Source organism: Microbulbifer sp. TB1203 (genome assembly GCF_030997045.1).
Lineage (GTDB): Bacteria > Pseudomonadota > Gammaproteobacteria > Pseudomonadales > Cellvibrionaceae > Microbulbifer.
Genome location: NZ_CP116899.1, coordinates 1,179,260 through 1,192,712, shown reverse-complemented (window position 1 = coordinate 1,192,712; position 13,453 = coordinate 1,179,260). Strand labels below are relative to the sequence as shown.

General features: G+C 60.5%; 14 protein-coding genes. 11 read left to right on the top strand and 3 right to left on the bottom strand.

Going from position 1 to position 13,453, the window contains the following annotated elements; genetic code table 11:
• Positions 1-41: 41 nt before the first annotated feature.
• The 3 genes from aat to infA all read left to right on the top strand — a co-directional run bounded on the left by aat (position 42) and on the right by infA (position 1,795).
• The gene (gene aat / locus PP263_RS05090) at positions 42-761 is read left to right on the top strand and encodes a leucyl/phenylalanyl-tRNA--protein transferase (RefSeq protein ID WP_308367281.1); all 720 of its coding nucleotides are present in this window, start codon (positions 42-44) and stop codon (positions 759-761) included.
• The gene (locus tag PP263_RS05085; RefSeq protein ID WP_308367280.1) at positions 754-1,473 is read left to right on the top strand and encodes an arginyltransferase; all 720 of its coding nucleotides are present in this window, start codon (positions 754-756) and stop codon (positions 1,471-1,473) included. The genes aat and PP263_RS05085 overlap by 8 nt, the downstream gene beginning before the upstream one ends.
• Before the next feature lie 103 nt (positions 1,474-1,576).
• Positions 1,577-1,795, top strand: a complete 219-nt coding sequence (gene infA, locus PP263_RS05080) for a translation initiation factor IF-1 (protein ID WP_010130378.1) — start codon at positions 1,577-1,579, stop codon at positions 1,793-1,795.
• Between the two features lie 79 nt (positions 1,796-1,874).
• Here the strand turns inward: infA and clpA are convergent, their stop codons facing one another.
• Positions 1,875-4,163: an ATP-dependent Clp protease ATP-binding subunit ClpA gene (gene clpA / locus PP263_RS05075; RefSeq protein WP_308367279.1), complete on the bottom strand. Its 2,289-nt coding sequence runs from the start codon at positions 4,161-4,163 to the stop codon at positions 1,875-1,877.
• A 113-nt stretch (positions 4,164-4,276) separates the two neighbouring features.
• Positions 4,277-4,657 (bottom strand): ATP-dependent Clp protease adapter ClpS, encoded by a 381-nt coding sequence (clpS, locus tag PP263_RS05070; RefSeq protein WP_308367278.1) that lies wholly within the window; start codon positions 4,655-4,657, stop codon positions 4,277-4,279.
• A 270-nt stretch (positions 4,658-4,927) separates the two neighbouring features.
• Here clpS and cspD point away from each other — a divergent pair, with 270 nt between their 5' ends.
• A complete protein-coding gene (gene cspD / locus PP263_RS05065; protein ID WP_308367277.1) occupies positions 4,928-5,218 on the top strand; it encodes a cold shock domain-containing protein CspD in 291 nt (96 codons plus the stop codon).
• 103 nt (positions 5,219-5,321) lie between these two features.
• Here the strand turns inward: cspD and icd are convergent, their stop codons facing one another.
• The gene (gene icd, locus PP263_RS05060) at positions 5,322-6,572 is read right to left on the bottom strand and encodes an NADP-dependent isocitrate dehydrogenase (protein ID WP_183457020.1); all 1,251 of its coding nucleotides are present in this window, start codon (positions 6,570-6,572) and stop codon (positions 5,322-5,324) included.
• A gap of 157 nt (positions 6,573-6,729) precedes the next feature.
• Between icd and PP263_RS05055 the strand changes: the two genes are divergently transcribed.
• The 7 genes from PP263_RS05055 (at position 6,730) to PP263_RS05025 (ending at position 13,451) form a co-directional block, all read left to right on the top strand.
• Positions 6,730-7,320 (top strand): pseudouridine synthase, encoded by a 591-nt coding sequence (locus PP263_RS05055; RefSeq protein ID WP_308367276.1) that lies wholly within the window; start codon positions 6,730-6,732, stop codon positions 7,318-7,320.
• A gap of 187 nt (positions 7,321-7,507) precedes the next feature.
• On the top strand, positions 7,508-8,656 hold the full coding sequence (gene mnmA / locus PP263_RS05050; RefSeq protein ID WP_308367275.1) for a tRNA 2-thiouridine(34) synthase MnmA: 1,149 nt from the start codon (positions 7,508-7,510) through the stop codon (positions 8,654-8,656).
• 9 nt (positions 8,657-8,665) lie between these two features.
• Positions 8,666-9,301, top strand: coding sequence for a high frequency lysogenization protein HflD (hflD, locus tag PP263_RS05045; protein ID WP_308367274.1), 636 nt, complete (start codon positions 8,666-8,668; stop codon positions 9,299-9,301).
• Between the two features lie 15 nt (positions 9,302-9,316).
• The gene (purB, locus tag PP263_RS05040) at positions 9,317-10,690 is read left to right on the top strand and encodes an adenylosuccinate lyase (RefSeq protein WP_308367273.1); all 1,374 of its coding nucleotides are present in this window, start codon (positions 9,317-9,319) and stop codon (positions 10,688-10,690) included.
• 123 nt (positions 10,691-10,813) lie between these two features.
• Positions 10,814-11,968 carry a cupin domain-containing protein gene (locus PP263_RS05035; protein WP_308367271.1) on the top strand — a complete coding sequence of 385 codons (1,155 nt, stop codon included), beginning with the start codon at positions 10,814-10,816 and terminating at the stop codon, positions 11,966-11,968.
• Position 11,969: 1 nt separating this feature from the next.
• Positions 11,970-12,449, top strand: a complete 480-nt coding sequence (locus PP263_RS05030) for a hypothetical protein (RefSeq protein WP_308367270.1) — start codon at positions 11,970-11,972, stop codon at positions 12,447-12,449.
• Between the two features lie 171 nt (positions 12,450-12,620).
• Entirely contained in the window at positions 12,621-13,451 is an 831-nt protein-coding gene (locus PP263_RS05025) for a CheR family methyltransferase (protein WP_308367269.1), read from the top strand.
• Positions 13,452-13,453 lie beyond the last annotated feature (2 nt).

Here is a 13,453-nt window from a genome sequence, read left to right as displayed (position 1 = left end):
ATTTGGTTAATCTCAGTAAGTGAAGTCAAAGGGGCTGAGGCGTGACAAAATCTACAGAAGGCCATCTGGTACTGCTCGATGAGGGGCATATCGATTTCCCCCCCACCGACCGCGCCCTACGTGACCCCAATGGCCTGCTGGCCATCGGTGGCCAGCTGAGCCCGGAATGGCTCCTGGCAGCCTACCGCCGCGGCATTTTCCCCTGGTATTCCGACGACCAGCCGATCCTCTGGTGGAGCCCCTCCCCCCGTTGCGTGGTATTTCCGGACCTGTTCCGCATAGGCCGCAGCCTGCGCAAGGCGCTGAGCCGGGGCGGATTCCAGGTGACCTTCGACCGGGCTTTCGAGCGGGTGATAGACGCCTGCCGGAGTTCCCGGGCCGACACCGAGGGCACCTGGATTACCTGGGAAATGCGCGATGCCTATGTCCAACTGCACAGGCTGGGCTACGCCCACTCGGTGGAGACCTGGCGCGGCGGGGAACTGGTGGGCGGCCTTTACGGCATCGCCCTGGGGCGGGTGTTCTTCGGTGAGTCCATGTTCCACCGCGCGACGGATGCCTCCAAAGTCGCTTTTGTCCACCTGGTGCGCCAGCTAGAATCCTGGGGCTGCCCCCTGATCGATTGCCAGGTGGGCAACCCGCATCTGTTCAGCCTGGGGGCGGTGGAAGTGTCCCGGGCAGATTTTGAGCGGCTTTTGCGCAGCGGAGTCGAAATGCCGGCGTTTGCACAGCCTTGGACCCTATCCTGGAACTATGAGTAAGTATTCCCAGCTCGACTCGGTGCGCTTACTGGCCACCCTGCCCCATCCCTGTGGTTACCTTCCGGACAGGGAGGCCACCACGGTTTTCGTGGACCCGCAAACCCTGGTTGACCAGCGCCTTTACAGCCGCCTCTCGGAGCTGGGGTTCCGCCGCAGTGGCGGCTACCTGTATCGCCCCCAATGCGCCGCCTGCCGGGCCTGTATCCCCGCGCGCATCCCCGTGGGGCTGTTTGTCCCCAATCGCAACCAGCGCCGCTGCTGGCGCCGCAATCGCGACCTGGATATCTTTCACGTTGACGGGATTGATACCGACGAGCACTACGAACTCTACGCCCGCTATATTGAACAGCGGCACGCGGACGGCGAGATGTATCCTCCCAGCCGCGAGCAGTATCGCAGCTTCCTCACCGCGGCCTGGGGCTGTACCCGCTATATCGAGTTCCGCGCCCGCGGCAGACTGGTGGCCACGGCGGTGTCCGATGTGCTCACCGCCGGGGTATCGGCCATCTATACTTTCTTCGATCCGGACGAGGACAAGCGCAGCCTGGGCTCCTTCTGCATTCTCTACCAGGTGGAGTGGGCCCGGCGGCTGGGGCTGCCCAGTCTGTACCTGGGCTACTGGATAGAAGAGTGCCAAAAAATGGCCTACAAGAGTCAATTCCAGCCGATCGAACTGCTGCGGGATAACCGCTGGGCAATAAAATCCTCCTAACTTTTGCCCTGCTGGGGCTTTTCGTGCAAAATGCACGCCCGTCGTACCGCGGCTACACGCCGGGGTGAAGGTCCGAGCAAGTTATTTATAAGGTTACTGCCGCATGGCAAAAGACGATTACATTGAAATGGAAGGTGAGGTGATCGACACCCTGCCGAACACCACTTTTCGCGTAAAGCTGGAAAACGGACATGTGGTGATAGCGCATATCTCCGGCAAGATGCGCAAGAACTATATTCGCATCCTCACCGGCGACAAGGTCAAGGTGGAGCTGACTCCCTACGACCTGAGCAAGGGGAGGATCACCTACCGAGCCAGGTGACAGAAGTCAGAGATCAGGTGACAGAAAGGCCACCCGAAGGTGGCCTTTTGCATTTCTGGCATCTGTCCTCTGCCCCCTGTCAGGCGGGAACCGCCGTCCTGATCGCCAGATCGTCATCCTCCAGGGTAACCATCACGCGACCACCCTCCTCCGCCAGATCTCCGAACAGCACTGCCTCCGCCAGCGGCTTGCGCAGCTTGTCGCGGATCAGGCGGGCCATTGGGCGTGCGCCCATCTTTTCGTCGTAACCGTTCACCGCCAGCCACTCGCGGGCCTCCTCACTTACCTCCAGGGTTACGTGGGACTCGTCGAGCTGCGCCTGCAGTTCGACAATAAACTTGTCCACCACGGTTTTCACTACCCCGAGATCCAGGCTGCTGAACTGGATAATACTGTCCAGCCGATTGCGGAACTCCGGGGTGAAGATCTTCTTGATCTCCTCCATGCCATCGCTGGAGTGATCCTGGTTGGTGAAGCCAATGGAGCGGCGGCTCATCAGTTCGGCGCCGGCGTTGGTGGTCATGACCAGGATCACATTGCGGAAATCCGCCTTGCGGCCGTTATTGTCGGTCAGGGTGCCGTGATCCATTACCTGAAGCAGCAGGTTGAAGACCTCCGGGTGCGCCTTCTCGATCTCGTCCAGCAGCACTACGCTGTGCGGGTGCTTGGTCACCGAATCGGTGAGCAGGCCGCCCTGGTCAAAGCCCACGTAGCCAGGGGGGGCGCCAATAAGGCGGGATACGGTGTGGCGCTCCATGTACTCGGACATATCGAAGCGGATCAGCTCGATCCCCATCACCTTGGCCAACTGGCGGCAGAGTTCGGTCTTGCCCACACCTGTGGGACCGGCGAACAGGAAGGAGCCAATGGGCTTTTCCTCGGCGCCAAGGCCCGCGCGGCTCAGCTTGATTGCGGTGCTGAGGGCGCCGATCGCCTGGTCCTGGCCGAAGACCACCATCTTGAGGTTGTCTTCCAGCTTCGCCAGGTGGACCTTGTCGGAAGCGGAGACGCTCTTCGCCGGGATCCGCGCCATTTTGGCGACCACTATTTCAATTTCGGTCACGCCGATGACGTCGCTGCGCTTCTCTACCGGGAGAAGGGACTGATGGGCGCCGGCCTCATCGATCACGTCGATTGCCTTGTCCGGCATGAAGCGCTCGGTGATATGTCTGCTGGCCAGATTGGCCGCGGCCTCCAGGGCGGCGTCGGTAAACCGCACCTTGTGGTGGTCCTCGAAGCAGCTTTTCAGGCCCTGGAGAATCTGTATTGTCTCCTCTACCGAGGGTTCGTTCACATCGATTTTCTGGAAACGGCGTGACAGGGCGCGGTCTTTCTCGAAGATGCCGCGGTACTCGGTAAAGGTGGTGGAGCCGATACAGCGCAACTGGCCACTGGAGAGTAGTGGTTTGAGCAGGTTGGAGGCGTCCATTACCCCGCCGGAGGCCGCCCCGGCACCGATAATGGTGTGGATCTCGTCGATAAACAGCACTGCATGCTCGCGCTTCCTGAGCTCCGCCAACAGAGCCTTGAAGCGCTTCTCGAAATCACCCCGGTACTTGGTGCCCGCCAGCAAGGAGCCCAGATCCAGGGAGTAGATGGTGCTGTCGAGTAGTGGCCCGGGCACCTCCTCGTCCACGATACGTCGCGCCAGGCCTTCGGCGATGGCGGTCTTGCCCACGCCGGACTCACCCACCAGCAGGGGATTGTTCTTGCGCCGACGGGCCAGTACCTGGGTGACCCGTTCCACTTCCGGTCCGCGGCCCACCAGCGGGTCGATGCGTCCGAGGATGGCCTCCTGATTGAGGTTGGTGGCATAGCTTTCCAGCGGGTCGGAACCGCCGGGTTCCACGCCGCCGGCAATATCCTCGTCGGTCTGCTCCGGCGCCGGTTCGGGGTTGTGGTGATGATGGTGGTGATTGTGGCCGCTGCTGCCCACCCGGGATATCCCGTGGGTGATGTAGTTGACCACGTCGATACGGGCCACGCTCTGCTGTTTCAGGTAGTAGACCGCCTGGCTCTCCTGTTCGCAGAAGATGGCAACCAGCACATTGGCGCCGGTCACCTCTTTCTTGCCGGAGGACTGCACATGGAAAACGGCGCGCTGCAACACCCGCTGGAAGCCCAGGGTCGGCTGGGTCTCGCGGTCGGTGTCGGCCTCGGGGATCAGGGGGGTGGTGGAGTCGACGAATTCCAGCAGTTCGCGGCGCAGCGCTCCGAGGTCGGCACCGCAGGCGTGCAACACGTCCGCCGCCGATTCGTTGTCCAGAAGCGCCAGCAACAGGTGCTCCACGGTCATGAACTCGTGGCGCTTCGCGCGTGCACCCTTGAACGCCAGGTTGAGTGTTACCTCTAAGTCCTTGCTGAGCATCTAAACCTCAAAGCCTAACTCGCCTATACCACCCGTCAATCACCAGAAAACACATGCCTGAAAGCGGTGTTTTAGTGAGCCTGATTCCTTTCAAGCGACGGGACCTGATGTGCCTAATCTTCCTCATCTTCGTCTGCTTCGATCTCGCACAGCAGCGGATGCTGGTGATCGCGAGCGAACTGGTTGACCTGCGCGGCCTTCGTCTCCGCTATATCACGAGTATAGACACCGCAGATCGCTTTTCCCTGCGTGTGTACCTGCAGCATCAGTTGGGTGGCGCGTTCTCTGTTGGCACCGAAAAATAGCTCAAGCGTTTCCACGACAAACTCCATGGGGGTGTAGTCGTCGTTGAGCATTACCACCTTGTACATGGGGGGGCGTTTGAGCTGGGGCGGAGCCTCTTCTACTGCTGTATCGCCGCCAACATCGCCAAAGTAAGGCGAGTCGTCCCCAGTTCCGTTTGAGTGTAGTTTAATGGCCAGTGAAATACCCATAGCAATTGTCAATGAGGTCCTGGAGAAAAAATAACAAGCGAACCCGGGCTTTTAAACGGGGGGACCATTGTAACCTCATTTGCATCGCGACACAGCGGGCGCCAGCAGTCCTTGACAATCGCATACCAGTTAGCTACAAGATGTGGTGTCGGTCCCATTCGGGGCTGGATCGCAAGCAGGAACGCGATCTATATGCAGGAAATGCAGATAACAATAAAAGACTCTACAAGGCGGCCAGCAGTCGCCCCGGCAATTAGAGGGAGTTCGCCAATGCCTACCGGTACCGTCAAGTGGTTCAATAACGCCAAGGGATATGGGTTTATTCTTGCGGATGAAGGGGGAGAAGACCTGTTCGCACACTACTCAGCGATCCAGATGGAAGGTTACCGCACCCTGAAAGCGGGCCAACAGGTCACCTTTGACATTATCAAGGGTGATAAGGGCTTTCACGCCGCCAACATCTGTATCAGCACCTCCGCAGGAGCGTCCAAGGAGCCAACCATGGCCCCCGACGACACCAGACGGACACAGCGGGAGAAGGAGGCGGAAGCGTTGGAATAGGCTCTCACCCTTCGGCCCCCTAAACGAATACCCATACAAAAAGCCCCGCACCTTACGGTACGGGGCTTTTTGCTGTGCGGACACGGGGCCCGCATGGGTGCCATCAGGCCATGTGCTTGATGGCTTCGTCGCCAAACTCGGAACAGGACTTCAGCTCGGCGCCGTCCATCAGGCGCTCGAAGTCATAAGTGACCGTTTTGGCTTCGATAGCCCCTTCCACGCCCTTGATCACCAGGTCGGCCGCTTCGTTCCAGCCCAGGTGGCGCAGCATCATCTCCGCGGACAAGATCAGAGAGCCAGGGTTTACCTTGTCCTGGCCGGCGTACTTGGGCGCGGTGCCATGGGTGGCTTCGAACAGGGCCACTTCGTCGGACAGGTTGGCACCCGGGGCAATGCCGATACCACCGACCTGAGCTGCCAGGGCGTCGGACAGGTAGTCGCCGTTCAGGTTCAGGGTGGCGATTACGTCGTACTCCGCCGGGCGCAGCAGAATCTGCTGCAGCATGGCATCGGCGATCACGTCTTTAACCACGATTTCCTTGCCGGTTTTCGGGTTCTTGAAGCTGTGCCAGGGACCGCCGTCCAGGGGCTGGGCACCGAACTCGTCGCGGGCGATCTCATAGCCCCAGTCGGCGAAGGCGCCTTCGGTGAACTTCATGATGTTGCCCTTGTGTACCAGGGTCAGGGAGTCGCGGTCCTGGTCGATGGTGTATTGCAGGGCTTTACGTACCAGGCGCTTGGTGCCTTCTTCGGAAACCGGCTTGACGCCGATACCGCAGTGTTCCGGGAAGCGGATCTTCTTGACCCCCATCTCTTCCTGCAGGAACTTGATCACTTTCTTGGCTTCATCGGTGTCGGCTTTCCACTCGATACCGGCGTAGATGTCCTCGGAGTTCTCGCGGAAGATCACCATGTCGACCTTGTTCGGCTCCTTCACGGGGGAGGGTACGCCGCTGAACCAGCGAACCGGGCGCTGGCACACATACAGATCCAGTTCCTGGCGCAGGGCCACGTTCAGGGAGCGGAAACCACCGCCCACCGGGGTGGTCAGCGGGCCCTTGATGCCCACGACATATTCTTTCAGCGCTTCCAGGGTCTCGGCCGGGAACCAGTCGCCGGCGTAGGTCTCTGCCGCTTTCTCGCCGCAGAAGATCTCCATCCAGGCGATAGATTTGTCGCCGCCGTAGGCCTTCTCCACCGAGGCGTCAATCACCTTGCGCATAACCGGGGTGATATCCACGCCGATGCCGTCACCCTCGATAAAGGGAATGATTGGGCGATTCGGCACATTCAGCGAACCGTCGGAATTGACTGTAACTTTCTCGCCGTCTGCCGGCACCTGGATATGGCCCATATTGTTTGAACTCCGTCTTTGGTGGATCTGACCCGTCCAGCAACCTGTAGCCCCAAAAGTCTGGCAGGTCGCTGGCGGGGTAAAAAATCGGCGGGATTATATCAGCATCGGCTCGTTTTTGTAGTTGGATTACAATAGTGGCTTTTGGACCCACCCAGTGAGCCAGATCGTCCTCTTCAACAAGCCCTACGGGGTGCTCTGCCAGTTCACCGATGACCGCGGGCGCCCCACCCTCGCCGACTATATCCGCCGCCCGGGCTTCTATCCGGCGGGGAGGCTCGATTTTGACTCCGAGGGCCTGCTCTTGCTCACCGATGACGGTGAGCTGCAGCACCGGATCAGCCACCCGCGGCAGAAACTGCCCAAGACCTACTGGGTGCAGGTCGAGGGGGATATCGGCGAAGATGCGTTGACCCTGCTGCGCCGGGGCGTCGAGCTCAAGGACGGCCCCACTGCCCCCACCAGGGCCAGGCGACTGGCGGCTCCGGACCTCTGGCCGCGCAACCCGCCGGTGCGCAGCCGGCAGTCGATTCCCACCTCCTGGCTGGAACTGACCATCAGCGAGGGCCGCAACCGCCAGGTGCGGCGGATGACCGCGGCGGTGGGCCACCCCACATTGCGGCTGGTGCGGGTGGCTATCGGCAATTGGACACTGGGTCAGCTGCAGCCGGGGAAGCAGAAGCTCGAAGAAGTCTACACAGCCCCCGCCAAACCCCGGCCTGTGCAAAAGAGACGACCGAAGCGGTGAGCCACTATCCGCCGTTGTCAAAGCCATTGGTCACGAAGCCCGATCGCGGGTAAAATTGCGCCCCTTTTTATTATCCGTGCGCTGAATGGCGCTAAGTTAAGCGATAGCTCGTAATGCGAGGGGCCCCTCCCTTAACTTAGTAGTTAGTAGTGCCATTTAGTCATGCAGTAACTGATCGTCCTTGTCTATGCCCCACTCCTCAGTGAAACAGCCCCAGCGCGACTGTCCCCAGCGTGTCATTGTCGGCATGTCCGGCGGCGTGGACTCCTCCGTGGCCGCCCTGCTGCTCCTGCAGCAGGGCTATCGGGTGGAGGGGTTGTTTATGAAGAACTGGGATGAGGACGACGGCACTGAATACTGCACCGCCAAGGCCGACCTGGCGGATGCCGAGGCGGTGTGCGCGAAACTGGGAATCCGGCTGCACACCGCCAACTTCGCCGCCGAGTACTGGGACCACGTGTTCGAGTACTTTCTGGCGGAATACAAGGCCGGGCGGACGCCCAACCCGGATATCCTGTGCAACCGGGAAATCAAGTTCAAGGTCTTCCTGGAATACGCCGAAGTGCTCGGCGCAGACCTCATCGCCACCGGCCACTACGCGCGGCGCAGGGATATCGAGGGGCGCACCTACCTGCTCAAGGGTCTGGATGCCAACAAGGATCAGAGCTATTTCCTGCACGCGGTGGACGAAGCGGCTTTCGCCAAGTCTCTTTTCCCCCTCGGCGAGCTGGAAAAACCTGAGGTGCGCCGCCTGGCGGAAGAGCATAATTTCGTCACTCACGACAAGAAGGACAGTACCGGTATCTGCTTTATTGGAGAGCGCCGTTTCAAGGACTTCCTGGAACAGTACCTGCCGGCGCAGCCGGGGGATATGGAGACCCCGGAGGGGGAAGTCATGGGGCGTCACGCGGGGCTGATGTACCACACTATTGGACAGCGCCAGGGTTTGGGAATTGGCGGCGTGAGGGGTGCCGGCGAGGAGCCCTGGTATGTGGTGGGCAAGGACCTGGAGCGCAATGTATTGATCGTGGCCCAGGGCGCCCACCATCCCCTGCTCTACGCCAGTGGCCTGGAAGCGGCACAGATCCACTGGATCAGCGGCAGTGCTCCGGCGACTGAGTTCCGGGCCAGGGCCAAAACCCGATATCGCCAGCCGGATCAGGATTGCACGGTACAGGTCTGCGGCACCGACGGGTTGAAAGTGGCCTTTGACGAACCACAGCGGGCAATCACACCGGGGCAATCACTGGTACTGTACGATGGCGAAGTCTGCCTCGGCGGCGCCGTCATAGAGCGGGCCACCGGCGTTGGCTGCGCCCCCCGTAAACAGAATTAAGGAGTGACTTTGAGCAACTGGCGGGACCAGGCGCTGGCACTGGCGGGAATCTTTCAATCCGCGGTTCTGGTGGAGCGGCTGGCAAAAACCGGCACCGCGCCCCTGGAGCAACTGGAGACCGGCGTCTACAGTCTGTTCCAGATCAACCCGGATCGCGCCGAAGATGTCTTCGGCGGCGCCGACAGGCTGCTGCCGGGGCTGCAGGTCTCCCGCCAGCTTTTGCGCTCGCGCCAGCACCCGGAGTACACCGATTGCCTGCGCTACGCGCTCTCCATCCTTTACCTGCAGCGCCAGTTGAGCAGGAAAAGCGACCTGCTGGCGATAATCGGCAGCCGCCTGGAAAAGGCCAAGGTGCAGGCGGATCACTTCAGCCTGACCCACGAAAATGTCTTTTCCAACCTCGCCGGCGTATACAGCGACACCCTGAGTACCTTCCGTTTCCGCATACAGGTGCTGGGGGATTTTAATTTTCTGCAACAACAACGCATCGCCAACCAGATCCGCACCATGTTGTTCGCCGGTGTGCGCGCCGCCACCCTGTGGCGCCAATTGGGCGGGCGCAGACTGCACCTGCTGTTCCAGCGCAAAAAACTGCTCGCCGCGACCGACGAATTGATCGCGCGAATCGAATCCTCAAATGTTTAAGTTCGGAGAGAAACTATGACTGTCGAGCTGTCCGCCCTAACCGCGGTTTCCCCTATCGACGGGCGCTACGAGAGCAAAACTGCACCGCTGCGGGATATCTTCAGCGAGTACGGCCTGATCCGCGCGCGGGTGGAGGTGGAGGTTCGCTGGTTGCAGCAGCTTTCCAACCACCCGGAAATTGAGGAAGTTCCAGCTTTCGACAGTGAAGCCAACCAGGTTCTCGACAACATCGTGGCCGGGTTCTCGGTGGAGGATGCGCGGCGCATCAAGGAAATAGAAAGCACCACCAACCACGACGTCAAGGCGGTGGAATATTTCCTGAAAGAAAAAATCTCTGCCAACCAACAGCTGGCGGAAGTCAGCGAGTTTGTGCATTTCGCCTGTACCTCCGAGGATATCAATAACCTCTCCCACGCTCTGATGCTGCGCGCCGGGCGCGATCAGGTACTGCTGCCCGCGATGAACCAAATCGTCAGCGAAATTGCCGGGCTCGCAAAAGGGTTTGCCGATGTACCCATGCTTTCGCGCACCCACGGCCAGACCGCCAGCCCCACCACCGTGGGCAAGGAACTGGCCAATGTGGTGGCGCGTTTGCGCCGACAGCTCAAACAGATTCACGATGTGGAATTGCTGGGCAAGATCAACGGCGCCGTGGGCAATTACAATGCGCACTTGTCCGCCTATCCCGATGTGGACTGGGCGGCAAATGCCGAGGCATTTGTCACCTCCCTGGGCCTGGCCTGGAACCCCTACACCACCCAGATCGAGCCCCATGACTATATCGCCGAACTGTTCGATGCCATCGCGCGATTCAATACCATTTTGATCGACTTCGACCGCGATATCTGGGGCTATATCTCCCTCGGCTATTTCAAGCAGAAAGTTGTCGCCGGTGAGGTGGGCTCCTCCACCATGCCCCACAAGGTCAATCCCATCGATTTCGAAAACTCCGAGGGCAACCTGGGCCTGGCCAACGCCGTTTTCCAGCACCTGGCCGCCAAGCTGCCGGTTTCCCGCTGGCAGCGGGACCTCACCGACTCCACTGTACTGCGCAATATGGGCGTGGGTGCGGGCTACGCGGTGATCGCCTATGCTGCGACACTGAAGGGTCTGGGCAAGCTGGAAATCAACCGCCAGCGCCTGGCGGAAGACCTGGACAATGCCTGGGAGGTGCTGGCGGAACCGATTCAGACCGTAATGCGCCGCTACAATATCGAAGAGCCCTACGAGAAGCTCAAGGCGCTGACCCGCGGACAGGGGATCACCCGCGAGACTTTGAAAACCTTTATCGGGGACCTGGAAATTCCGGAAGAGGCAAAGAAATCTCTACTCGAGCTGACGCCGGCGTCCTATATCGGCAATGCCGTGGAGCAGGCCCAGAAAATCTAGGATGAGCGGGATATTTGTAGGATGGGCAAAGCGCAGCGTGCCCATCTCCCGCAGAATCGGTGGGCACACTGCACTTTGCGCACCCTACGAAAAGTTGCCATTGGAAACCGCTGGGAATTTACTGTGGTCAAACCGCTGACACACCTTGGCGATCTGCCAATAGCCGACTTCCTGCGCGACTACTGGCAGCGCAAACCGCTGCTGATTCGCAACGCCTTCCCGGACTTTGTCTCCCCCGTTTCAGGAGAGGAACTGGCCGGTATGGCACTGGAACAGGAAGTGGAATCGCGCCTGGTGGAGGAGAGCGGAAAAGACGGTCCCTGGCAGTTGCGCGACGGGCCTTTTACCGAGAGCGATTTTCTCTCCCTGCCCGCCAGTCACTGGACGCTGCTGGTACAGGCGGTGGATCAGTGGCTGCCGGAAGTGGCCGAACTGAAAGAATGCTTTCGTTTTATTCCCGACTGGCGCCTGGACGACATAATGATCAGTTATGCTGCGGATCGCGGCAGCGTCGGCCCCCACTACGATTTCTATGATGTGTTCCTGCTGCAAGCGGAGGGTAAACGGCTCTGGCACCTGGGGCCCAAGGCCGACGAAAGCAGCCCAAGGGTAGAAGGCACGTCGTTGAATATCCTGCGTGATTTCGAGGCGGAGAACAGCTGGCTGCTGGAGCCCGGCGATATGCTTTATCTGCCACCCCAGTACAGCCACTGGGGCATCGCCGATGGCCCCTGCACCACCATTTCCATCGGCTTTCGCGCTCCCTCCGCACGCGTTGCTCTCGAGGATCTGGCTTCTGAACTGGCAATGGCGCTTCCGGAACATATCCGTTACAGCGATCCCGGGTTGGCGCCGGCAAAAAATCCCGGCGAGATAGACAGTGCCGCTGTGCAGCGGCTGCAGGAGCAACTGGGCCAGTGGATTCAGCAGCCGCAGAATATCGCCCGCTGGTTTGGCGCAGTGATGACCGAGGCCAAATATCCCGACATCCTCGCCTTTGAAGCCGGCGCAGCGGAGGACTGGCGGGATCAGCTGGCGCGTGGTGTCGAACTGGTTCTGAATCCCGGCTCCCGCTGCGCCTTCAGCCGCGATCCCCAGGTGTTGTTCGTGGACGGTGAGGTTTTTTCCGCACCAATCCCCTTTGCGGAAAACTTTTGCACTATGAAAACCCTGGTTGAGCGGGATATCGAGCGGTTCCCCGAACTGGCGACTGCCGGTGGCCTGATCGACCAGTTGGTTGCCCAGGGCAGCCTGATCTACCCACCGGAGGTGGAGTAGCGTGAAAGACCCCAGGCCACTGACGTCCGCCGAGGATTTTCGTCGGGCGCTGATCGAACTGCTCGGCAGCAGCCGCAGAAGCCTGAATATTTTTTCGGAACACCTGGATCGCGCCCTCTACCATGACGCGGAGGTGGTCGAGGCCCTCTCCCGTTTTGCCCGCGACAGCCGCTTCGTCCAGGTACGTATCCTGATTCGCGACAGCGATCCTGTGGTACGTCACCACCACCGCTTGCATCACCTTACCCAGCGGCTCAGTTCGATCATGGAAATCCGCAAGGTTCAGGCCACTGTGGATACACCGGACTGGGAATTCGCCGTCGCCGACGACCGGCAACTGCTTGTACGCGACGAGCGTCATCAATGGCTGGGCGTCTACGAAGCGGATAATCCCGCGCGGTCGCGCAAGCTGCTGGACGTGTTCGAGCAGGATTGGCCGCTGGCCGTACCGGACGGCAATTTGCGGCGGTTACTCATTTAGGTTAGGGCTCCGATTTGGGCTCAGGGCAATTGCGCAACGATTTCCACTTCCAGCAGGTGCTTCATGGGCTTGCGAGCCCGCTGTAAAGGCATCGCCCTCTGCTAAGCTTGTTCTCCATGTACCACCTCGAATACCCGGCCCGCCGCTGAGCGGGATTGGGGAAAGCACCAGATGCGCGACGAAGCCTGTGTAGCGTTTCTGCAATGGGCCCTGCCCCGGCTTCGCATGCGCTGGCCCGGCTTCCGCAAGGTTCGCGGCCAGGTCTGCAAGCGCCTTCACAGGCACATCCAGCGGCTTGAGCTCGAGGACGTATCCGCCTATCGCCGTTACCTGGCCCGGCACCCGGAGGAATGGCGCGTCCTTGACGCCATGACGCGGGTGACCATCTCCCGCTTTTACCGCGACAAAGGAGTATTTGCCCATCTGGTTGAGGAAGTGTTGCCGGAGCTGGCGCAACTGGCCCGCTCGAGAGGGGCCGACCGTCTCGACGTGTGGAGTGCCGGCGCGGGCGCGGGGGAAGAGCCCTATACCCTGGCCATTGCCTGGGAGATGCGGCTGCAGCCGTCGTTTTCCGATCTGCGCCTGCGCATCGTCGCCTCCGATGCCGATGCCAACCAGTGCCGCCGTGCCCGGGAGGCCTGTTATCCCTCCAGCAGCCTCAAGGACCTGCCCGCCGGGTGGCGGGGTACGGCATTCACTCGCCGTGCGGAAAACTATTGCCTGAAACCGGAATTCCGGCGCAATGTCGAGTTCAGGGTGGAAGATATCCGCGAAAGCACACCCCCCGGGCCATTCGACCTGGTGCTTTGCCGTAACCTGGTATTCACCTATTTCGACGAGGAGCTACAACGCACCGCCCTCGAACGCATAGGGGCCGTGATGCACCCGGGAGCGGCCCTGGTGCTGGGCATTCACGAGCGGCTGCCGGAAGGGGCCACGTTCCGTGCCTGGGATGAACGCCTGGGAATCTACCGATTGAACTTGGCGCCGGCACCCGGCTGAAC